This is a genomic window from Clostridium sp. CM028 (assembly GCF_030585565.1).
GTDB classification, from domain to species: Bacteria; Bacillota; Clostridia; order Clostridiales; family Clostridiaceae; genus Clostridium_AD; species Clostridium_AD estertheticum_B.
Genome location: NZ_CP077766.1, coordinates 2,338,267 through 2,360,040, shown reverse-complemented (window position 1 = coordinate 2,360,040; position 21,774 = coordinate 2,338,267). Strand labels below are relative to the sequence as shown.

Annotated in this window: 16 protein-coding genes, 8 tRNA genes, 3 rRNA genes, 1 other RNA gene and 1 pseudogene; 27 read left to right on the top strand and 2 right to left on the bottom strand. The window is 35.5% G+C overall.

Annotated features, from left to right (window positions below; genetic code table 11):
* The first annotated feature begins 82 nt into the window (after positions 1–82).
* From KTC94_RS17775 to KTC94_RS10870, 23 genes and pseudogenes are all read left to right on the top strand, one after another.
* On the top strand, positions 83–322 hold the full coding sequence (locus KTC94_RS17775) for a phosphoenolpyruvate-utilizing N-terminal domain-containing protein (RefSeq protein WP_369811876.1): 240 nt from the start codon (positions 83–85) through the stop codon (positions 320–322).
* Positions 276–1,412, top strand: a pseudogene (gene ptsP, locus KTC94_RS10975) (phosphoenolpyruvate--protein phosphotransferase); the annotation flags it as partial. The gene KTC94_RS17775 and the pseudogene ptsP, both read left to right, overlap by 47 nt.
* A 279-nt stretch (positions 1,413–1,691) precedes the next feature.
* The gene (gene lgt / locus KTC94_RS10970; RefSeq protein ID WP_220287557.1) at positions 1,692–2,459 is read left to right on the top strand and encodes a prolipoprotein diacylglyceryl transferase; all 768 of its coding nucleotides are present in this window, start codon (positions 1,692–1,694) and stop codon (positions 2,457–2,459) included.
* A gap of 208 nt (positions 2,460–2,667) precedes the next feature.
* Positions 2,668–2,757 (top strand) — tRNA-Ser (locus tag KTC94_RS10965).
* Between the two features lie 10 nt (positions 2,758–2,767).
* An RNA gene (ffs, locus tag KTC94_RS10960) (signal recognition particle sRNA large type) lies at positions 2,768–3,033 on the top strand.
* Between the two features lie 462 nt (positions 3,034–3,495).
* A complete protein-coding gene (ltrA, locus tag KTC94_RS10955; protein WP_258280593.1) occupies positions 3,496–4,905 on the top strand; it encodes a group II intron reverse transcriptase/maturase in 1,410 nt (469 codons plus the stop codon).
* Between the two features lie 300 nt (positions 4,906–5,205).
* Positions 5,206–6,819 (top strand): DNA polymerase III subunit gamma/tau, encoded by a 1,614-nt coding sequence (gene dnaX / locus KTC94_RS10950; protein WP_220320577.1) that lies wholly within the window; start codon positions 5,206–5,208, stop codon positions 6,817–6,819.
* A 227-nt stretch (positions 6,820–7,046) separates the two neighbouring features.
* On the top strand, positions 7,047–7,385 hold the full coding sequence (locus KTC94_RS10945) for a YbaB/EbfC family nucleoid-associated protein (protein WP_165414974.1): 339 nt from the start codon (positions 7,047–7,049) through the stop codon (positions 7,383–7,385).
* A gap of 42 nt (positions 7,386–7,427) precedes the next feature.
* Positions 7,428–8,024, top strand: coding sequence for a recombination mediator RecR (recR, locus tag KTC94_RS10940; RefSeq protein WP_165414975.1), 597 nt, complete (start codon positions 7,428–7,430; stop codon positions 8,022–8,024).
* A 60-nt stretch (positions 8,025–8,084) separates the two neighbouring features.
* A complete protein-coding gene (locus KTC94_RS10935; RefSeq protein WP_216304594.1) occupies positions 8,085–8,366 on the top strand; it encodes a DUF2508 family protein in 282 nt (93 codons plus the stop codon).
* A gap of 71 nt (positions 8,367–8,437) precedes the next feature.
* Positions 8,438–8,692: a pro-sigmaK processing inhibitor BofA family protein gene (locus KTC94_RS10930; RefSeq protein WP_216304595.1), complete on the top strand. Its 255-nt coding sequence runs from the start codon at positions 8,438–8,440 to the stop codon at positions 8,690–8,692.
* 752 nt (positions 8,693–9,444) lie between these two features.
* Positions 9,445–10,962: ribosomal RNA gene (locus KTC94_RS10925) — 16S ribosomal RNA — on the top strand.
* Between the two features lie 292 nt (positions 10,963–11,254).
* A 23S ribosomal RNA gene (locus tag KTC94_RS10920) occupies positions 11,255–14,180 on the top strand.
* Positions 14,181–14,416: 236 nt separating this feature from the next.
* A 5S ribosomal RNA gene (gene rrf, locus KTC94_RS10915) occupies positions 14,417–14,533 on the top strand.
* Together the 16S, 23S and 5S rRNA genes with 7 tRNA genes alongside form the textbook arrangement of a ribosomal RNA operon.
* Before the next feature lie 35 nt (positions 14,534–14,568).
* Positions 14,569–14,643: transfer RNA gene (locus KTC94_RS10910), tRNA-Glu, on the top strand.
* A 7-nt stretch (positions 14,644–14,650) separates the two neighbouring features.
* A tRNA-Leu gene (locus KTC94_RS10905) sits at positions 14,651–14,734 on the top strand.
* Between the two features lie 11 nt (positions 14,735–14,745).
* Positions 14,746–14,819 (top strand) — tRNA-Gly (locus KTC94_RS10900).
* A 17-nt stretch (positions 14,820–14,836) separates the two neighbouring features.
* Positions 14,837–14,913: transfer RNA gene (locus KTC94_RS10895), tRNA-Arg, on the top strand.
* 8 nt (positions 14,914–14,921) lie between these two features.
* A tRNA-Gln gene (locus tag KTC94_RS10890) sits at positions 14,922–14,996 on the top strand.
* 4 nt (positions 14,997–15,000) lie between these two features.
* Positions 15,001–15,076, top strand: a tRNA-Lys gene (locus KTC94_RS10885).
* Between the two features lie 10 nt (positions 15,077–15,086).
* A tRNA-Glu gene (locus KTC94_RS10880) sits at positions 15,087–15,161 on the top strand.
* 141 nt (positions 15,162–15,302) lie between these two features.
* A complete protein-coding gene (gene sfsA / locus KTC94_RS10875; protein WP_216304480.1) occupies positions 15,303–15,995 on the top strand; it encodes a DNA/RNA nuclease SfsA in 693 nt (230 codons plus the stop codon).
* Positions 15,996–16,253: 258 nt separating this feature from the next.
* The gene (locus KTC94_RS10870) at positions 16,254–16,778 is read left to right on the top strand and encodes an NAD(+) diphosphatase (protein ID WP_216304481.1); all 525 of its coding nucleotides are present in this window, start codon (positions 16,254–16,256) and stop codon (positions 16,776–16,778) included.
* A gap of 161 nt (positions 16,779–16,939) precedes the next feature.
* On the opposite strand, the gene KTC94_RS10865 is transcribed toward KTC94_RS10870, so the two are convergent.
* Both KTC94_RS10865 and KTC94_RS10860 read right to left on the bottom strand, forming a co-directional pair.
* A complete protein-coding gene (locus KTC94_RS10865; protein WP_216304482.1) occupies positions 16,940–17,284 on the bottom strand; it encodes a hypothetical protein in 345 nt (114 codons plus the stop codon).
* A 2-nt stretch (positions 17,285–17,286) separates the two neighbouring features.
* Positions 17,287–18,528 carry a DUF1576 domain-containing protein gene (locus KTC94_RS10860; protein ID WP_216304483.1) on the bottom strand — a complete coding sequence of 414 codons (1,242 nt, stop codon included), beginning with the start codon at positions 18,526–18,528 and terminating at the stop codon, positions 17,287–17,289.
* A gap of 232 nt (positions 18,529–18,760) precedes the next feature.
* Here KTC94_RS10860 and KTC94_RS10855 point away from each other — a divergent pair, with 232 nt between their 5' ends.
* From KTC94_RS10855 to KTC94_RS10840, 4 genes are all read left to right on the top strand, one after another.
* The gene (locus tag KTC94_RS10855; RefSeq protein WP_165414546.1) at positions 18,761–19,474 is read left to right on the top strand and encodes a hydrolase; all 714 of its coding nucleotides are present in this window, start codon (positions 18,761–18,763) and stop codon (positions 19,472–19,474) included.
* Between the two features lie 56 nt (positions 19,475–19,530).
* Positions 19,531–19,719 carry a hypothetical protein gene (locus KTC94_RS10850; protein WP_165414545.1) on the top strand — a complete coding sequence of 63 codons (189 nt, stop codon included), beginning with the start codon at positions 19,531–19,533 and terminating at the stop codon, positions 19,717–19,719.
* A 344-nt stretch (positions 19,720–20,063) separates the two neighbouring features.
* Positions 20,064–20,252 (top strand): hypothetical protein, encoded by a 189-nt coding sequence (locus tag KTC94_RS10845; protein ID WP_220320539.1) that lies wholly within the window; start codon positions 20,064–20,066, stop codon positions 20,250–20,252.
* 308 nt (positions 20,253–20,560) lie between these two features.
* On the top strand, positions 20,561–21,634 hold the full coding sequence (locus KTC94_RS10840) for an alanine--glyoxylate aminotransferase family protein (protein ID WP_216304486.1): 1,074 nt from the start codon (positions 20,561–20,563) through the stop codon (positions 21,632–21,634).
* The last annotated feature ends 140 nt before the right edge of the window (positions 21,635–21,774 follow it).

Here is a 21,774-nt window from a genome sequence, read left to right as displayed (position 1 = left end):
ATAAAGTTAAATTCACTCCTAAGATAGTAAAGTATTTAAGATTGCTATAAGGAGTGAATTTAACTTATTAGGAGGTTATTTAATGAAAGGCATTGGAGTTTCGCCTGGAATAGTAATAGGAAAAGTAATATTAAAAGAAGAAAAGAAAATGATTATAGAGAAGAAAGAGATTTGGAGTTATGAAGAAGAAATTAAAAGATTTAAGACTGCTATGGAAAATAGTAAGAGTGAAATTCAGAATATATTTAATAACGTATTGAAAAAATTAGGTGAAAAGGAAGCTAGAAATACCAGCTATAGTAGCGGTAAAAGATATAACTAAGAAAGTAAAAAATGGAGATTTAATTGTTTTTGATGGCGAAGAGGGATTGATATATGTTAATCCAGAAGAAAAAATAGTTAATATTTATAAAGAGAAAAAAGCTGAATATAATAAAAATAAAGAAGAGTTAAACCTACTAATAGGGAAAAAAAGCATAACTACAGATGGAGTAAGAGTAGAATTGGCTGCTAATATAGGAACTCCAAAAGATTTAGAAAGTGTTATCAATAATGATTGTGAAGGGGTAGGCTTATTTAGATCTGAGTTTTTATATATGGATAGGGATTCAGCACCTACTGAAGAAGAACAATATGCAGTATACAAAGAAGTTGCAGAAAAAATGCAAAATAAACCTGTGGTTATTAGAACTTTAGATGTTGGTGGAGATAAGGAATTAGATTATTTGAAGTTACCGAAGGAAATGAATCCGTTCTTAGGATATAGAGCTATAAGAGTTTGCTTAGATAAGGTAGATATATTTAAAACGCAATTAAGAGCTATATTAAGAGCTAGTACCTTTGGAAATATTAAAATAATGTTTCCTATGATTTCTAGTATTGAAGAATTAAGAGCAGCAAAGGGTATTTTACAAGGAGTAAAAAATGATCTACAAAAGGAAAATATAGCATTTAATGAAAATTTAGAAGTTGGAATTATGATAGAGATACCTGCAGCAGCGATTATCTCTGATTTATTAGCTAAAGAGGTAGACTTTTTTAGTATAGGAACTAATGATCTTATTCAATATACAACTGCGGTAGATAGAATGAATGAAAAAATATCACATTTATATACTCCATTTCATCCAGCTTTACTAAGGCTCGTAAAAATGGTTATAGATAATGCTCATAAAGAAAATAAATGGGTTGGTATGTGTGGCGAAGTAGCAGGGAATCCTAAATTAGTACCTATTCTAATTGGAATGGGATTAGATGAATTTAGCATGAGTCCTATATCTATTTTAAGAGCAAGAGGAATTATTAGAAATATATCTCAAGGCGAAATGAGAAGTTTAGCGGAGCAAGTTGTTAACTTGCCAACAGCTGAAGAAGTTGAAGAATTCATAGAAAAAAGCATAAATGTAAAATAGTAAAACACGGCATATGAAAAAAATGGGTTAGTATAATGAGTTGTTATTTATTCTCATGTACTAGGATGTTTTTAAAATAAATAGAGAATTCTATAATATAGAGTTCTCTATTTATTTAAATTTTAAATATTTATCTTTACTTTTTTATCATAGTCATACACAATTGTTATGAGACTTATATAGAGAGTCAAGTTCAATTTAAAACTTGATTTTTTATTATCTGTATTAGTGGTTTTATGAACAAATGACGAAATATTAATATAAAAGGAGAGGTTACTTATGGAACCAATAGCTTTTAATATATTTGGACTCACAATTAGATGGTACGGTATTCTTATTTCGATAGGAATGATGGTTGGAATTATATTGGCAAATTACACTTGTAAGTTAAAAGATGTTGATTATGATGAATTTCTAAATATTGTACTAATATCTTTCCCGATAGCGATTATTGGAGCTAGAGCTTATTATGTTATTTTTGAATTTAATCAATATAAAGATAATTTAATAGAAGTGTTCAATACACGTCAAGGTGGGCTTGCTATCCATGGCGGGATTATATTTGGTATGATAGCAGCGTTAATATATACAAGATATAAAAAAGAGAATCTTTTAGAATTTGTAGATGTAGCAGCACCATCTATAATTATTGCACAGGCTATAGGCAGATGGGGGAATTTCTTTAATAGTGAAGCTCATGGTGGGCCGGTTACTCAAGGCTTTATAAGCAAATTCCCGGATTTTATACAAAATGGAATGTTAATAGAAGGAGTTTATTATCACCCAACGTTTCTTTATGAATCAGTATGGAATGTTATGGTAGGGTTATTGCTGATTTATTTATTAACAAAAACACTTAAGAGAGGAACGGTGTTTTTTAGCTATATAGGATTATATTCCTTAGGAAGATTCTTTATAGAAGGATTAAGAACTGATAGTTTAATGTTTGGAGATCTAAGGGTAGCACAGCTAATAAGCTTAGTAGGAATTGCTTTATGGGTTATATTTCTTGCTATAAACTGTAAGAGAAGGGATTCATGCCACTAATTTATAATAATCATTATAAATTATACAAATAATTATTTAAATATGTATATATATAAGTAGATTGAGAAATATAAGATAATACAATATTAATGATTAGAAAAAAATTCGAAAAATATTTTAGCAATTAACTATTGAAATTACTATTTATTAATAGTATAATTATTTATGTTGCACTACTTATGTGTATACAAAGATTAAAACAATTTATGGAGAGATGTCCGAGTGGCTTAAGGAGCATGCCTGGAAAGCGTGTGTAGGGGCGACTCTACCGAGGGTTCGAATCCCTCTTTTTCCACCAGTTTATATTTCCGTACTAGCCGGGGAGTTAGCGGTGCCCTGTAACCTGCAATCCGCTACAGCAGGGGTGAATTCCTCGCATAGGTTATAAAATGTGTGGTCTGCCCTATATAAGTGGTGTTGAGAACTTGGTCCCACGCAATGGAAATTCATGAACCCCGTGAGATCCGGAAGGAAGCAGCGGTAAGTGAAACCTTCCATGTGCCGTGGAGCAACCTGGTTTGAGCTAACTGTATAGGTAACGCGCATAGTTTATATATCGAAGCGAGGTGTACGGTTTACATAAAAAATATAAGATGCCTATAAAGGCATCTTTTTTATTGTGCGCCCGGCATGGGCGCAATCTAATGGGTGAAAGTCCCTAGCACGGGTTAATAGTGCCAAGTGCATAGCTTAAGACAAGGGTGTCCATCGTGAGATGGAATCTGAAGGAAGTTGGCGGCCAAACTCCGGTCTGACGAACAGAAACTACATATAAGGCATATGCTTGTGGGTAAGTTTGCAATACAAAACGAAGCCCAAAACTATTCGAAACAAGTGGTGTAAATGTAGCAGATAGATGGAGTGAAAGATTGCGTTCTTACCCGGGGAGATCTGATAGGTAAGTTGTGGATATGAATTTAGAAATAACAACCCATACAGTGATGTATGGCTGAACTATCAGAAGTCAGCAGACGTCATAGTACCATGCAAAACGCGTTAGCGTGGGAAGGACTGAACAATAGGAGGTTTTGGAATTTTGAAGGATACGAGAAAATATGATAAAAGCAGACAACTTCATAAAGAAGGCTCTCTACGAGAGAATAGAGTGGAACTCGAAGGTAATGTAGAAGTGCATAGTATTTCCTCTATGTCAGAAGAAGGAAGAAACGATGTGAATGAATATGATAATGGTTTACTCGAGCAGATATTATCGAGAGATAATATGAATAAAGCATATAAAAGAGTAAAAGCCAATAAAGGAAGTCATGGGATTGATGGTTTGACAGTAGATGAACTTCTACATTATCTAAAAGAGCATGGACAAGAATTAAGGCAATCATTATTAGAAAGTAGATATAGACCTCTAGCCGTAAGAAGGGTAGAAATACCAAAACCTGACGGTGGAATTAGGCTACTTGGAATACCTACTGTATTAGATAGAGTTATTCAACAAGCGATATCACAAACTCTAATACCAGTATATGAAAAGAAATTTTCTGATAATAGTTACGGTTTTAGACCTTTAAGAAGTGGAAAACAAGCTGTTGAAAAATGTAGGGGATATATTAATGCTGGACATACATGGACGGTGAATATAGACCTTTCTAAATACTTTGATACGATAAATCATGATAAATTAATAAGGATACTATCGGAAGATATTAAAGATAGTAGAGTAATTTCTCTGATACGAAAGTATCTACAAAGTGGAGTGATGATAAATGGGGTATTTATGAATACAGAAGAAGGAGCACCTCAAGGCGGGCCTTTGTCCCCATTATTAAGTAACGTAATGTTACATGAACTCGATGTAGAACTAACAAAACGAGGACTAAACTTTTGTAGATATGCTGATGATGCGAATATATACGTCAAAAGTGAGAAATCAGCAAATAGAGTAATGAAGAGTATTACGAGATTTATTGAGGAAAAGTTAAAGCTTAGAGTGAATAAAGAAAAGAGTACAGTAGATAGACCTTGGAAACTTAAATTTTTAGGATTTTCATTTTACCGAGCAAAAGGTGAATACAGAATGAGAGTTCCTCAAAAACCTATAATCAAATTCAAAGCAAAGCTAAAAGAATTAACTTCAAGAAGTAATGCGATGAGCATGAAATATAGGTTTATGAAACTTAAGCAAGTGATAGTTGGATGGATAAATTATTTTGCTATTGCAGACATTAAAAGTATTCTTAAAACACTTGATGAATGGTTAAGGCGAAGAATTAGAATGTGTTTTTGGAAACAATGGAAAAAGATTAAAACAAAATATGGGAACCTTGTTAAATTAGGAATACCAAACAATAAAGCTTTGCAATATGCAAATACAAGGAAAGGCTATTGGAGAACATCCAATAGCCCTATATTAAACAAAACATTGACCAATAAATACCTTAAAAATATAGGATTAGTTTCTATATCTGAGACATATTTATTAAAACATTAATTTCTATTGAACCGCCGTGTACCGAACGGTATGCACGGTGGTGTGAGAGGTCGCTAAATAAATTAATTATTTAGCTCCTACTCGATTGTTTGAGAATTATAAATAAAATTTAAATTAATTGTTAAATATAAATTAGTCATGTGGAATATGATTTTATTTTTTATATAAATATAAACTAATATTTTGATTTAAATGATATAATTATTTAAATAAGAGAATACGGGATTTTAATAGTTAAGTTTACAAATCAATAAGGAATTGCGATAAAAACAAATACCATACTTAAAAGAGGTGAAATTTGTGGCGTATAAAGCTTTATATAGAGAATGGAGACCAAAAACTTTTCAAGATGTAGTAGGTCAGGAGCATGTGACTATAACTTTAAAAAATCAAATAAATAGCGAGCGGATAGCTCACGCATATCTTTTATGTGGCACAAGAGGAACGGGAAAAACTTCAACAGCTAAGATACTAGCGAAAGCGGTTAATTGCTTAAATTCGGATCATGGAGAGCCTTGCAATGAATGTGAAATGTGTAAGAAGATAAATGCAGGAACAGCGATAGATGTTACTGAGCTAGACGCAGCATCACACAATGGAGTAGATAATATTCGCGATATAATTGAGGATGTTCAGTATCCACCACAGGAAGCTAGGTATAAAGTTTATATTATAGATGAGGTTCATATGTTATCCATAGGGGCAGTTAATGCATTCTTAAAAACACTAGAGGAACCGCCGAGCCACATAATATTTATATTAGCCACAACTGATCCTCAAAAATTACCAATAACAATACTATCAAGATGCCAGAGATTTGACTTTAAAAGAATAAAAAGTGCAGATATATTTGAAAGACTTCGAAAAATTGTTGAGCAGCAAGGCATTTTTGTCGACGATAATAGTTTAAAATTAATATCAAGAATTTCTGATGGAGCAATGAGAGACGCCCTAAGCGTTCTAGACCAAGCCATATCAATGAATGACGGCAGGGTAGAATATGATAATGTTATAGATATGTTAGGACTTGTAACGTCTGAGAGTCTTATAAAACTTTCGGAAAGTGTAATAGATAGGAATATTGAAGGGGCAATAAAGGTCATAAATGAAATAGTTATTAGTGGTAAGGATATATATGTATTTGTAAAAGATATGACCACTCATATGAGAAATCTTTTGATGGCTAAAGTAAGTGAAAATGTAGAGGATATTTTAGATATGTCCAGTGAAAATATATATATTTTAAAAAGGCAAGCAGCTAAAATTAGAGTAGAAGAGATTATGAGAAATATAAAGATACTTCAAGATGCGCAGGAACAAGCTAAATGGAGTAAGCAAAATAGAATTTATTTAGAGCTTGCAGTTATTAAAATGTGCAAAATAGAGTATGACACATCAAAAGAAGTACTATTATCTAGAATAAACAAATTAGAGGAAATAATTAAACAAGGAAAGATAACTGTAGCATGTGAAAGTGTAACTCCTAGAGTTTCCGAAAAGAGTAGTCCCTTAAAAGGTAAAACAAATAAAAAAACAGAAATAAGACCAGTACAAAAGCATAATGCTAACTCTAATTTAACCGTCGACATTGTAAAAAAATCTTTTAAGGATATTTTAGATATGTTTAAAGCACGAAGACATATGGTTATATATGCGTCTTTAATGACAGGAGAAATTGTGTCATGCGATGGAGGTGTAATAGAACTAGGTTACGAAAAGCAATATGCCTTTAATAAAATTAGATTAGAGAAAGAGGATAATAGGAATATAATAGAAGAAATATTTTCTGAATCACTAAAAGAACCAGTAAAAATAAAATATACTATAGAATCTGATGAAATACAGGCTAGATCACCTGAGGATATACTAAAAGAAACATTTGGAGAAGATCTTGTGGAAGTACTAGATGAATAAAGTCTAGGATCCTAGAATAAATGCATATTATTAATAAAAAATATTTATTTATTTAATGGAAATTATTATAGGTATTAGTATATAATAATATAGAAAGTTATAATGGATTAGCAATATGTTTCCTTTTAGATTATAAACTTTTAAATTAAATTTTAGTAGTTGCAAATCTAGAGGAGATAAATATTATAATATTAACTTGAATAACTAATATATAGGAGGTAACTATTATGGCAAAAGGTGGATTTCCAGGTATGGGTGGAAATATGAATAGTTTAATGAAGCAAGCTCAAAAATTTCAAAAACAAATGGAAGATATGCAAAAAGACTTAGGAGACAAGAAATTTGAATCATCTGTTGGCGGTGGAGCGGTAACCGCGATAGCTAACGGAAAGAGACAACTTGTTGAAGTGAAGATAAAACCAGAAGTAGTAGATCCAGATGATATTGAAATGCTAGAAGATTTAATTATGAGTGCTTGTAATGAAGCTCTAAAGAAAGCAGAAGATGAATCAAGTAATGAAATGGGTAAATTAACAGGTGGAATGAACATGCCAGGAATGTTCTAATAAACAGTAGCTTAAAAACTACATTGTTATGAGGTGACTAGATTGGATTTATATCCAGTAGCAATAGAAAAACTTATAGAAGAATTTGCCAAATTGCCTGGTATAGGGCGAAAAACAGCTCAGAGGCTGGCTTTATTTGTTCTAAATCTTCCAAAGGAAGAAGTAGAAGAGTTTGCTCATGCACTGGTAGAAGCTAGAGGGACCGTAAAATACTGTTCTATATGCGGAAGTTTTACAGATACAAACCCTTGCGCAATTTGTTCTAACCCTAATAGGGATAAGAGCACCATATGTGTAGTTGAAGATCCAAAAGATATTATGACTATGGAAAAAGTAAGGGAATTTAATGGGGTTTATCATGTTCTTCATGGGACAATATCGCCTATGTCAGGAAGGGGCCCTGAAGATATAAAATTAAGAGAACTGATAAGAAGGATTAATGGAGAAGTTAGCGAAGTAATAGTAGCAACGAATCCCAACATAGAGGGGGAAGCTACAGCTATGTATATATCTAAAATATTAAAACCTTTAGGCGCAAAAGTCACAAGGATTGCACATGGTATCCCCGTTGGTGGAGATTTAGAATATATAGATGAAGTAACCCTTTCTAAAGCTTTAGAAGGAAGAAAAGAAATATAGAATATTACTCCTGTTTTATGTCAAGAATTTAGAGAAGATATAAAATGGGAGGTTTTTATTATGAATAGAAAAAAAATAATTGAAATATTATTTTCAACTTTAAAATATACACAGGAACAAAAGGATATTATTATCCAATTAGAAGAAGCCAAACTTGAGTGGGAAACTGCAAAAAAATACTTTCAAGTGGCAGATGACCCTAGACTTGTAGACTATGCAATTTATAGAGAAGATCAATCTAAAGCTAGATACATATATTTTTTATTGGAAGCTAGAAGAAAGGGTGTAACTATTGATGCTAGCTACATGATCGAGGAGATTGGTGCTAGCATGAAGAGATAAAAAAAATTTAAAGTAAGTTAGAAACATAATAAAAAAAGGGAAATTAAAGATTTACATAGGGGGATTGAGATATGGATATAGCATTATATTTTTTAATTGGTATAGTGGGGATGTTAATTGTAGTCAAGCTCTTTTCTTGGCCACTAAAAATACTGGTTAAATTAATATTGAATTGTGTTTTTGGTGTCTTACTATTGCTGCTTGCTAATTTTCTAGGCAAGTATGTAGGTATAGTAATTCCAATAAATGCTGTAACGGCACTAATTGCAGGATTTTTAGGAGTACCAGGAGTAATATTTTTAATAATTTTTAGAATGTTAATGTGATGTTACCGTAGTAGTGGTGGTTTATATAAATAAGAAATAACAAATAGAGTAATATCTCTTATAAGGGGTATTACTCTATTTGTTATTTGTTAATAAATTATAAAATTAGGGTAAGGTTAATTTTATAATAGTGCAGCTCCGCAGGCGATAATTTAATCTTTTATAAATAAAAGACTTTATAATGGTATATTTATAGCCCGTTAAGGAGAACATTTAATATATGTGATAATTGTTGAAATTATTGTATGAGATATTTAATTATTAAATACTAGTAAGTATTATTAAAATAACTATCCTGGTGTATCAATATAAGATATATAGAGAAAAAGTTTAAAAATTCAAGAATGCGAAACTTGGTTTATTTTAATTGCTTTAAATTTAATTTTATAGAGAATATTCTATGATAAGATATTCCTTGTCGCTATGAGTGAGTAACGATAAAGGTGAAAATTGATAAGTTAACATTTGAATATTACTTTAAAAACACATTTTTATAATAATAAAAAAATGTTGACAAAACAAGAAATACCTAGTACAATAGTAGAGGTCGTCACATAATGACGAAACAAATTGGTCTTTGAAAATTAAACAGAGAAATAGGTAAAGATAGCGAAATAATATTTCGTTAAACCAGTTAATTACTTTAGTATAAAGTAAAATTTAGTCGTAAGACTAAAAGTATGTAATGAGCTTGCGAATCAACTTAACAGTTGTCGCAGATTAATCATTTCAACTAAAAAAGTGTAAACTTTTAAATTGAGAGTTTGATCCTGGCTCAGGACGAACGCTGGCGGCGTGCCTAACACATGCAAGTCGAGCGATGAAACCTTTCGGGGTGGATTAGCGGCGGACGGGTGAGTAACACGTGGGTAACCTGCCTCAAAGAGGGGAATAGCCTCCCGAAAGGGAGATTAATACCGCATAATATGTTTTGGTCGCATGATCGAAACATCAAAGGATTTTTCTTCGGAAAATTCCACTTTGAGATGGACCCGCGGCGCATTAGCTAGTTGGTGAGGTAACGGCTCACCAAGGCGACGATGCGTAGCCGACCTGAGAGGGTGATCGGCCACATTGGAACTGAGACACGGTCCAGACTCCTACGGGAGGCAGCAGTGGGGAATATTGCGCAATGGGGGAAACCCTGACGCAGCAACGCCGCGTGAATGATGAAGGCCTTCGGGTTGTAAAGTTCTGTCTTCTGGGACGATAATGACGGTACCAGAGGAGGAAGCCACGGCTAACTACGTGCCAGCAGCCGCGGTAATACGTAGGTGGCAAGCGTTGTCCGGATTTACTGGGCGTAAAGGATGCGTAGGCGGACATTTAAGTCAGATGTGAAATACCCGAGCTTAACTTGGGTGCTGCATTTGAAACTGGGTGTCTAGAGTGCAGGAGAGGTAAGTGGAATTCCTAGTGTAGCGGTGAAATGCGTAGAGATTAGGAAGAACACCAGTGGCGAAGGCGACTTACTGGACTGTAACTGACGCTGAGGCATGAAAGCGTGGGGAGCAAACAGGATTAGATACCCTGGTAGTCCACGCCGTAAACGATGAATACTAGGTGTCGGGGGTCGAACCTCGGTGCCGCCGTTAACACATTAAGTATTCCGCCTGGGGAGTACGATCGCAAGATTAAAACTCAAAGGAATTGACGGGGGCCCGCACAAGCAGCGGAGCATGTGGTTTAATTCGAAGCAACGCGAAGAACCTTACCTAGACTTGACATCCCCTGCATAACCCAGAGATGGGCGAAGTCCTTCGGGACAGGGTGACAGGTGGTGCATGGTTGTCGTCAGCTCGTGTCGTGAGATGTTGGGTTAAGTCCCGCAACGAGCGCAACCCTTATCATTAGTTGCTACCATTAAGTTGAGCACTCTAGTGAGACTGCCCGGGTTAACCGGGAGGAAGGTGGGGATGACGTCAAATCATCATGCCCCTTATGTCTAGGGCTACACACGTGCTACAATGGTGAGTACAAAGAGATGCAAGACCGCAAGGTGGAGCCAAACTCAAAAACTCATCCCAGTTCGGATTGTAGGCTGCAACTCGCCTACATGAAGCCGGAGTTGCTAGTAATCGCGAATCAGCATGTCGCGGTGAATACGTTCCCGGGCCTTGTACACACCGCCCGTCACACCATGAGAGTTGGTAACACCCGAAGTCCGTGAGGTAACCGTAAGGAGCCAGCGGCCGAAGGTGGGATTGATGATTGGGGTGAAGTCGTAACAAGGTAGCCGTAGGAGAACCTGCGGCTGGATCACCTCCTTTCTAGGGAGTAGATGTATTGACTTCGGTCGATGCAATAGAAGAATATTAATTTGTTCTTCAAAAATATCTATTGTAATTAATCGTACCTAGTTCTCTGTTTAATTTTGAGAGACTAATTTTATCTAACTCTTAGGAGTTAGATAATGAATAGTTTTTCTTAAAATGTTCTTTGAAAATTGCACAGTGAAAAAAGTTGTTTTAAAAAAATTAAAACTACGCAAGTAGTTTATAAATTAATTTAATACAATTTCGCAAAATTAATATAACCGTCTATGTAAATAGACAGAATCAAGGTCAAGCTACAAAGGGCGCATGGCGAATGCCTTGGCACTAGGAGCCGAAGAAGGACGCGTTAAGCTGCGATAAGCTTTGGGTAGGCGCAAATAGCCTGTGATCCAAAGATTTCCGAATGGGGGAACCCACATAGTAACAACTATGTACTGCATACTGAATAAATAGGTATGCAGAGGTAGACCCGGGGAACTGAAACATCTAAGTACCCGGAGGAAGAGAAAGAAACATCGATTTCCTAAGTAGCGGCGAGCGAAAGGGAAAGAGCCCAAACCCAGGTCTTTGATCTGGGGGTTGAGGATAGATCATAAATACTGCAATTCCTTAATTGAAGATAGCTGGAAAGCTGCTCCGCAGAAGGTAATAGGCCTGTAAATGAAAAGGAAAAACAGTCAGATCTAATCCAGAGTACCACGAGACACGTGAAACCTTGTGGGAAGCTGGGAGGACCACCTCCCAAGGCTAAATACTACCTAGTGACCGATAGTGAAGAAGTACCGTGAGGGAAAGGTGAAAAGAACCCCGGAAGGGGAGTGAAATAGAACCTGAAACCGTGTGCCTACAACCGGTCGAAGCACTTTATATGTGTGACGGCGTGCTTTTTGTAGAACGAGCCAACGAGTTACGATATGTAGCAAGGTTAAGTACTTAAGGTACGGAGCCGAAGGGAAACCAAGTCTGAATAGGGCGCATAGTTGCATGTCGTAGACCCGAAACCGGGTGACCTATCCATGGCCAGGATGAAGCGGAAGTAAAATTCCGTGGAGGTCCGAACCACGTTGGTGTTGAAAAACCATGGGATGAGCTGTGGATAGCGGAGAAATTCCAATCGAACTCGGAGATAGCTGGTTCTCCTCGAAATAGCTTTAGGGCTAGCGTCGATTAATTGAGTAATGGAGGTAGAGCACTGAATGGGCTAGGGGCTGACAACAGTTACTGAACCCTATCAAACTCCGAATGCCATATACTTTTATTTCGGCAGTCAGACTGCGAATGATAAGATCCGTAGTCAAAAGGGAAACAGCCCAGACCATCAGCTAAGGTCCCAAAGTGTAAGTTAAGTGGAAAAGGATGTGGGATTTCTAAGACAACTAGGATGTTGGCTCAGAAGCAGCCACTCATTTAAAGAGTGCGTAATAGCTCACTAGTCAAGAGATCCTGCGCCGAAGATGTCCGGGGCTAAAACTTACCACCGAAGCTATGGGTGTACACAATTGTGTACGCGGTAGAGGAGCTTTCTGTACTGGCTGAAGTCATACCGTAAGGAGTGGTGGACGGTACAGAAGTGAGAATGTTGGCATGAGTAGCGAGAGTTAAGTGAGAATCTTAACGGTCGAAAACCTAAGGTTTCCTGAGGAAGGCTCGTCCTCTCAGGGTTAGTCGGGACCTAAGCCGAGGCCGAAAGGCGTAGGTGATGGACAATCGGTTGATATTCCGATACCACCAATGGACGTTATTAGAAATGGGATGACGCAGGAGGATAAGATGTGCACACTATTGGATGTGTGTCTAAGCATTTAGGCGGAGCAGACAGGCAAATCCGTTTGCTCTTAACGCTGAGATGTGATGGGGAAGGGAATTTATTCCTGAAGTATCTGATTCCACGCTGCCAAGAAAAGTCTCTATCGAGGATATTGGTGCCCGTACCGCAAACCGACACAGGTAGGTGAGGAGAGAATCCTAAGACCATCGGAAGAATTGTTGTTAAGGAACTCGGCAAATTGACCCCGTAACTTCGGGAGAAGGGGTGCCTACGTAAGTAGGTCGCAGAGAATAGGCCCAAGCAACTGTTTAGCAAAAACACAGGTCTCTGCTAAAGCGAAAGCTGATGTATAGGGGCTGACGCCTGCCCGGTGCTGGAAGGTTAAGGGGATTACTTAGCGCAAGCGAAGGTATGAACTTAAGCCCCAGTAAACGGCGGCCGTAACTATAACGGTCCTAAGGTAGCGAAATTCCTTGTCGGGTAAGTTCCGACCCGCACGAATGGCGTAATGATTTGGGCACTGTCTCAACAACACATCCGGCGAAATTGTAGTGCAAGTGAAGATGCTTGCTACCCGCGATTGGACGGAAAGACCCCGTAGAGCTTTACTGTAGCTTAGCATTGAATTTCGGTATTGTCTGTACAGGATAGGTGGGAGACTGAGAAACATGGGCGTCAGCCTGTGTGGAGTCATCCTTGGGATACCACCCTGACAGTACTGAGGTTCTAACTGGAGGCCATGAATCTGGTCACAGGACATTGTTAGGTGGGCAGTTTGACTGGGGCGGTCGCCTCCAAAAAAGTAACGGAGGCGCCCAAAGGTTCCCTCAGCGCGGTTGGAAATCGCGCGAAGAGTGCAAAGGCAGAAGGGAGCCTGACTGCGACACTTACAAGTGGAGCAGGGACGAAAGTCGGGCTTAGTGATCCGGTGGTACCTCGTGGGAGGGCCATCGCTCAACGGATAAAAGCTACCTCGGGGATAACAGGCTGATCTCCCCCAAGAGTCCACATCGACGGGGAGGTTTGGCACCTCGATGTCGGCTCGTCGCATCCTGGGGCTGAAGTAGGTCCCAAGGGTTGGGCTGTTCGCCCATTAAAGCGGCACGCGAGCTGGGTTCAGAACGTCGTGAGACAGTTCGGTCCCTATCCGTCGCGGGCGTAGGAAATTTGAAGGGAGCTGTCCTTAGTACGAGAGGACCGGGATGGACAAACCTCTGGTGCACCAGTTGTCACGCCAGTGGCATCGCTGGGTAGCTATGTTTGGAAGGGATAAACGCTGAAAGCATCTAAGCGTGAAGCCCACCCTGAGATGAGATTTCCCATAACTCGCACGTAAGTGCGATGTTAGTAAGACTCCTGGAAGACCACCAGGTTGATAGGTTAGAGGTGTAAGCATGGTAACATGTTCAGCTGACTAATACTAATAAGTCGAGGGCTTGACCTAAATATATAATTAAAAGTAATGCGATATACTTCTTCTGCAGGAACCATTTCTTTCGTAAGAAAGAAACTAAGCTTCTGACAAAGGAAGAAGATTAATTCACTGTGCAATTTTGAGAGAATACTTTTCTGTAAAGAAAGTGAAATTTCTCTATATAGAGATAATAATGAGAATATATTTTATATCTAATATCCGTAGTCAACGACGGTAGATTCTCAATTATTGTTTCTGAAAATAAATCTGGTGATTATGGCATGAAGGTAACACCCGTTCCCATACCGAACACGAAGGTTAAGCTTCAATGCGCCGATGGTACTGCAGGGGTGACCTTGTGGAAGAGTAGGTTGTCGCCAGGTCAATACTAAAATAAGAATATTTAAGTATTTTATAAGGCTCCTTGGTCAAGCGGTTAAGACACCACCCTTTCACGGTGGTAACAGGGGTTCAATTCCCCTAGGAGTCACCATATGTATGCAGGTGTGGCGGAATGGCAGACGCACTAGACTTAGGATCTAGCGCTTTACGGCATGGGGGTTCAAGTCCCTTCACCTGCACCATATTTATATAAGCGGGTATAACTCAATGGTAGAGTGTTAGCCTTCCAAGCTAATTACGAGGGTTCGATTCCCTCTACCCGCTCCATTTTATTTATTTAATATGCGTCTTTAGCTCAGTTGGATAGAGCAACGCCCTTCTAAGGCGTGGGCCAGGGGTTCGAATCCCTTAAGACGCACCATACAATATTGGGGTATCGCCAAGCGGTAAGGCACCACACTTTGACTGTGGCATCCGTAGGTTCAAATCCTGCTATCCCAGCCAATATGGTTTACTAGCTCAGTTGGTAGAGCACATGACTTTTAATCATGGTGTCCGGGGTTCGATTCCCCGGTAAGCCACCAAATTTTATAAGGCTCCTTGGTCAAGCGGTTAAGACACCACCCTTTCACGGTGGTAACAGGGGTTCAATTCCCCTAGGAGTCACCATAAAAAAGTCCTTGCAAAAGCAAGGGCTTTTTTATGGCGTTATATAATAATCAATATTTTCGCATAAAATAATATTATGATTGTGGATAATGTTGATTATTTTTATTTATTAGTGTATATTTAAAAAATGGAGATGAAATTATGTTTATAAATAAAAGGATTTTTGTTGCCGAATTTATAAGAAGACCAAATAGGTTTCAAGCGTATGTAAATCTTAATGGCGAAGAAATAATAGTACATGTTCCTAATACGGGGAGATGTAAGGAAATACTAATTCCAGGCTCCACAGTTCTATTAAGAGAAGAGCTTAATCCTACTAGAAAAACATTATATGATCTAATTTCAGGGTATAAAGATAATAAGATCATTAATATAGATTCACAAATGCCTAATAAAGTTGTTGAGGAGGCATTAAAAGATAAAAAAATACAAAATCTAGTTAAATATAATATAATACAAAGAGAAAAGACTTTTGGAAATAGTAGATTTGATTTTAAACTATCTAATGACATGGATGAAGAATATTACCTCGAGGTAAAAGGGGTTACATTTGAAGTAGATGGTAAAACTAAGTTTCCAGATGCACCTACAGAGAGAGGCAGAAAACACTTATTAGAGCTTATAGAGGCTAAAAAGAGAGGATTTGGAGCTGGAGTACTATTTCTTATTCAAATGAGCAATATAAAAAATTTCTCTCCATATGATGATATGGATGTAGCGTTTGGAGAAGCATTAAGATTGGCATGCAAAAATGGTGTTGATATTTTTGCTTACGAATGTGAAGTTGGTGAAAAGTTTATAACTTTAAGTAATCCAGTTGAAGTTGTTTTATAAATTTAACGAAATTTTAGAAGGAAAGACCCCATCTTATATAAGAGAGGGTTACGGACTAAACAAAGAAAAAACTTAAGTGGGAATACAAGTCTTATTCTGAAGCCGCTGATATTACAGCACCGCAGGCGATAATTTAATGTAGCTTCGAAGATAATGATTTAAGAAACGTGATGACATTTGTTTTAAAGTAAGCAATAATTGAAATAGAATGTTAAATAACATGTGGGTTAAGAACATGGGAATTGAGGAGGTAAAAGTTTGAAATTTATATATTGCCCAATTTGTGGAAAAAAATTAATAAAGAAAGATAGCTGGGATGAAGGGGCAGTTCCATATTGCCCTGTGGATGATATTATGTATTTCGACACACCAAAGCCATGTGTGGTAGTTGCAGTTGTCAAGGGTAAAGAAATTTTACTTCTTAAACAAAATTACACTTTTAAGAATTCAAAGGTATTAGTATCAGGGTATGTAAATACTGGAGAATCTGTTGAAGAAACTGTTCATAGAGAAGTTAAAGAGGAGACTGGAATAATAGTTGGAGAGATAAGATATTTGGGGAGTGATTATTTAGCTTCTAAAGAAATTATAATGTTAACTTTTATGGCTAAGTATGTTGAAGGTGAAATAAATAAGTCCCCTGAAGTTGATTGGGCTGAGTGGGAAAAAATAGATGATGCCATATGTGAAATGAGTGAAGACGAAATAGGGAAAAGGGTTGTAAGAAAATTGCTGAAGGAAATTGAATATAAGGGAGAAGAGGCGTATAGATGTGATATATAGGCTAACTACTGCGATATCAAATAGAAAGAGTAAATTTCATAAAATAATTTAAAATCCACTGTGAAAGTTTAACGATATTTCAGAAGATTCAAAATTAATAATTGTTTAATCTTCTGAAATTGTTAAATGCAAAGTAATTTAACCTAGCCATTTAAAGTTCTTTATGGAATCCTAGTTAAAAGTATCTCTAGATACTCGCCATCTACATAATTTATGTGAGATTCATCAATCATCATACCTACAAGGGTAAGTTCTGTACATGTATCACTATCCCCTGTAAGATTCCAATAGTATTCTTCCATTTCATGACATCTTGGTGCGGTTAGTGATTCTTCTAAAAGCTCAAGATTTTCTTTGGATATAAAGGAAAGTTGTGCTCTTATAAATATGATTATTTTTTTATTTTCTTTACTTATATCAATATGAACATTATCTGAACCATGTTTATAACAATAACCCATTAATTCAGTTACTATTTTTATATTTCGTTGATCTGTATGTTTCAATATTAATCAACCTCCTTTCTAAATGCAGTAATAATTGGAATAAGGATTATACATACTATTCCTCCTGAAAAACCGTTATTGTATAGATTTAAGCCACCATGAAGATAGCTAATATTCATGGACAAGCAAATGTGCAAAAATCCGGCAATAGCACCATAAATCCATCCAAATTGACCTGAAATAGGAGCTAATGTTGAACTAAATAAGATACCTAATAGCATTCCAGGTGAACTAAATTGCCAAATATTTAATAGAGATGCAAGTGTTGCGCCTATCATAACAGGAAATACATTTCGTAGGTGCTTTCCAAATGATCCAAAACCAACAATGGTTAATATTCCACCTATAGTAGGACCATTTAAATCCCCTCCAATTATGAGTACGTAAATAGTTGAATATACGCCTAGAATACCCATGTTTATCATAGTAAGTCCACGTCCAAATAAAAGGTAATAATCACTTACTAGTCTACCAGGTTGTTTATAAAGTTTAAATAAGTTTTTAAAACTTTTATCATTATGTATGAATCCAACTATTATCATTAGTATGAATAAGGAAATTAATATTATAGAAAAAAATAAATTATTTCCTGTAGACCAAAGTAATCGACTTTCAAAGTTTATACCAAAAGCTCTTAGTAAAGACATGATCAAGGTTGCAAGAAGTCCAGCTGCGAAACCTATATTATAAAGATTATAACCTTGGTGAAGCTTTAGACAATAAGCTGCCATTGGAGGGAAAATAAAGCCGATAAAAGTGCTTATTAATATTGCTATAATTATATTTCCTAGAAAGGGTAAATGACCTAAAAATGCTAATTGATTAACAGTAGGAGATAAAGTTGTTCCAAATAGTGCTATTAAAACATAATTTATAAACTTTTCCTTTTGATATCTAGAATATAACCAAACCCCAAATATTATTGGCCAGATATTTACAATGCTTTTTCCGAAAAGAGAGAAGCCTGCCATTGTAAATAGTGCCGCTACAGTGGAACCATTTGGTTTTATTCCTACATGTACAAGTAGGAATATAGAGGCTAAAACTACTAAAGACATATTAAAAAAGGTAGCGCCAATGCCCGCAAGTTCTACATAATCTGTAATTAGTATATTAGATTCAAAAATTATTTTTTTAAAACCTATGAAGATTTCCGTTGGGGTGTTCATAACAAATGCTAAAATCATGAAAAATAAAGATAAGCAAATAAACATATAATAGGTAGAATGAATTTTTATTCGCATAAAAGACCTCCTTAATTTATAAACTTAAACCCTATGTAATTATTTTATAGTAAAGGCAAAAGAATTACTAGTACAAATAAAATAATATAAGTATTAAGGGTAGAATTAAATCCCCATTATAAGTATAATTATAATGGGGATGTTAATAAAATATTAGTAGCTTCGTAATAATTAGATTAAATATTATATTAGTGTTAATATTAAATAATTATAAAAAGAGAGAAGGATAAAAATGGAAAATAACATTGAAGGTAAAAATTTAAGTAAAAAAGTGCCTCAAATAACAGGGAGTTTGAGGAGCCATATGATAGAGCTACCAAGTGCAATTAGGGATGCTAGTGGAATTGTAATATTTGGGAAAAGGTTGAAATCTTTTGTTTTTACTACAGATGTGGCAGTTATAAGAAATACAAATGCGGATGCAATTATTGCAGTATATCCATTTACACCTCAGCCCATTATAACAGAAGCCTTAGTATTAGCAGCAGATGTACCAGTGTTTTGTGGCGTTGGAGGAGGGATTACTACAGGGAGAAGGGTGACAAATTTAGCACTAGATGCTGAATTTAAAGGTGCTATGGGTGTAGTAGTCAATAGTCCTATATCAAATGATGTTATAAGACAAGTAAGGAGAACTATAGATATTCCAATAATAGTTACAGTTGTGTCAGAATTTGAAGATACAGAGGCTAGGATAAATGCCGGAGCAACTATAATCAATGTTTCAGGTGCTAAAAAGACAGCGTATATAGTTGGAAAAATAAGAGAAAAACATCCCGATTTTCCTATAATTGCGACAGGTGGTCCAAATAATGAAACTATAAGGGAAACTATAAAAGCAGGGGCTAATGCAATTACATATACCCCCCCAATAGTAGCAGATATTTTAAATGAAATAATGATTAAGTATAGAACGATTTACGAGACAGAGAATGAAGAAAAATAGCATAAAATATAGTAACTATTGATAAAACAATTTTAATTAAAGTGGTAGGTGATAAAATGGCTGTAGGTGGAGATAACTGTGATAAATGTCCTGAAGCCTCTACAAAACAGTGTAATGGCGGAGACGTGGACTGTTTATGCAAAAGATGCCCAAGAAATTTAAGGCAGTGTTTAACTACAAAATACTGTAGAGAAACTGAATCTATAATTAACATAAAAGATTACTGGTGGGATAACCTTGAATAAGGTAGTAGGATGAAAGTTGTAAAAACTTGAAGATCATATAAAAGCAATAGGTTATTAATAGTTATTAATATAATAAAAGATGCTATTTTAAATAGCATATACAAGCTACTAGAACAGTTTATGTTTTGGTAGCTTTATTTAATTTACAGGAAATTATAAAAAAATTAAAATTATTTAGATTAGAGAAGTTTTGGTAATATATAATTTTTTAAATATGGTGCTGAAAGTTATAATAGTTGTGGTAATTCTGTAATATAAAAATGTATAGAGGAATTATTTGATGAAAGTAGGGAAATAATAAGGAGAAATTAATTAAGTTTTAAATTATAAGGAGGAACAATATTATGCCAAATATAGAACAGATGACACATGTAGCAAATAGTTGTAAGGGATATGACTCGGTAGGAACAGGATTTCAATCTTCAATAGGGACATTATTTAGTAAAAGCTGTAATAATTGCCATCATTTAAAAAACAATAAATGTGAAGTTAATTTATATGACAAGGTTTTAGCAGGATTAGATCAAGGCTAATGCAAGTATTAAATTACTAATATTTTAGAGGTATTCCAGAAGAAAGTCTCCCACTTCTAAGTGGGAGTTACACATCATAACAAAGAGAAAACTTTAGTGTAAAATAATGTTAAAATAGTAATTTAAACACAAATAATAAAATGTATGCTATACTAATATGGAATTGTGTATTAAATATAGAATATTCATAATGTTTATTTTGAATATATTGAGAAAGTTATATTTAAGTGTTAAAATAATTGTTAGACTTCAAGACAAATCATAAGATTAACAAAAAAATGGGAAAAGTAAAACTTGGAGGGTGAATCATGCATAAAAGATTATTTATACCGGGGCCAGTAGATGTAGCAGAGGACGTACTTCAAAAAATGGCTACGCCTCAAATATCACATAGAGGCAAGGAAGCATCAGAGCTACAAAGAAACATAAGCGACAAAATGAGAAAAGTGTTTAATACTAAAGAAGAAATACTACTTTCAACGAGTTCAGGAAGTGGTCTAATGGAAGGTGCTGTACGTTCATGTACAGCCAAGAGAGCAGCAATATTTTCAGTAGGAGCATTTGGAAACAGATGGTTTGAAATGTGTACGGATAATGGAGTACCAGCAGATAAATTTGAATCTGAATGGGGACAACCAACAACTCCAGAAATGATCGAAGAAGCATTAGTAACTGGTAAATATGATTTAATAACGATTACTATGAATGAGACTTCAACAGGACTCGTTAATAACATGGAAGTTCTTTCGTCAGTTTACAAAAAATACCCTGAAATTGTAGTATGCGTTGACACAGTAAGTAACGCTGCTGGAACAGAAGTAAAAGTAGATGAATGGGCTATAGATATTTGTATAACTTCAACTCAGAAATGTTTAGGATTACCTGCAGGAATGGCTATTTGCACATTCTCAAAAAAAGCAGTAGAAAGAGCTAAGCAAGTTACAAATAGAGGAGTATATTTTGATTTATTAGGACTATATAATTGCATTCAAAAGAAGGATTATCAATATCCGTCTACGCCTTCACTTGCACATATGTTTGCTTTAGATTATCAGTTAGATAAGATATTAGACGAAGGCTTACAGAGCAGATATGCTAGACACATCGCTGGTGCTGAACTTGTTAGAGAGTGGGCTAGAAAATATTTTGAAATATTCGCTAATGAAAACTTTTTGTCAAATACATTAACTAATGTTAAAAACACAAGAGGAATCAGTATTTCTGACTTAAACAAGAAATTAGGTGAAAGAGGCTTTATTATTTCTAATGGTTATGGAAAATTAAAAGATAAGACATTTAGAATTGCCCATATGGCTGAAACTACACCAGAAGAAGTGAAAAATTTATTGAAAATAATAACCGAAATTTTAGAACTTAAATAATTAACAATTAGATTAAGAATGAAAAATTGTAATGTGATTTTTCATTCTTAATTTGAGTTTATATAATTATTGAAAATGATATAATTGGTTTAAGAATCCACTAAAGTGTCTGAATCCACTAAAGTATCTAAATTAAAGGA

What these genes read in the sequence shown, in the direction of transcription:
- KTC94_RS17775 (WP_369811876.1), top strand. Translation starts at nt 83, where the DNA reads ATGAAAGGCATTGGAGTTTCGCCTGGAATAGTAATAGGAAAAGTAATA.
- lgt (WP_220287557.1), top strand. Translation starts at nt 1,692, where the DNA reads ATGGAACCAATAGCTTTTAATATATTTGGACTCACAATTAGATGGTAC.
- KTC94_RS10945 (WP_165414974.1), top strand. Translation starts at nt 7,047, where the DNA reads ATGGCAAAAGGTGGATTTCCAGGTATGGGTGGAAATATGAATAGTTTA.
- KTC94_RS10935 (WP_216304594.1), top strand. Translation starts at nt 8,085, where the DNA reads ATGAATAGAAAAAAAATAATTGAAATATTATTTTCAACTTTAAAATAT.
- KTC94_RS10930 (WP_216304595.1), top strand. Translation starts at nt 8,438, where the DNA reads ATGGATATAGCATTATATTTTTTAATTGGTATAGTGGGGATGTTAATT.
- sfsA (WP_216304480.1), top strand. Translation starts at nt 15,303, where the DNA reads ATGTTTATAAATAAAAGGATTTTTGTTGCCGAATTTATAAGAAGACCA.
- KTC94_RS10860 (WP_216304483.1), bottom strand. Translation starts at nt 18,528, where the DNA reads ATGCGAATAAAAATTCATTCTACCTATTATATGTTTATTTGCTTATCT.
- KTC94_RS10855 (WP_165414546.1), top strand. Translation starts at nt 18,761, where the DNA reads ATGGAAAATAACATTGAAGGTAAAAATTTAAGTAAAAAAGTGCCTCAA.
- KTC94_RS10850 (WP_165414545.1), top strand. Translation starts at nt 19,531, where the DNA reads ATGGCTGTAGGTGGAGATAACTGTGATAAATGTCCTGAAGCCTCTACA.
- KTC94_RS10845 (WP_220320539.1), top strand. Translation starts at nt 20,064, where the DNA reads ATGCCAAATATAGAACAGATGACACATGTAGCAAATAGTTGTAAGGGA.
- KTC94_RS10840 (WP_216304486.1), top strand. Translation starts at nt 20,561, where the DNA reads ATGCATAAAAGATTATTTATACCGGGGCCAGTAGATGTAGCAGAGGAC.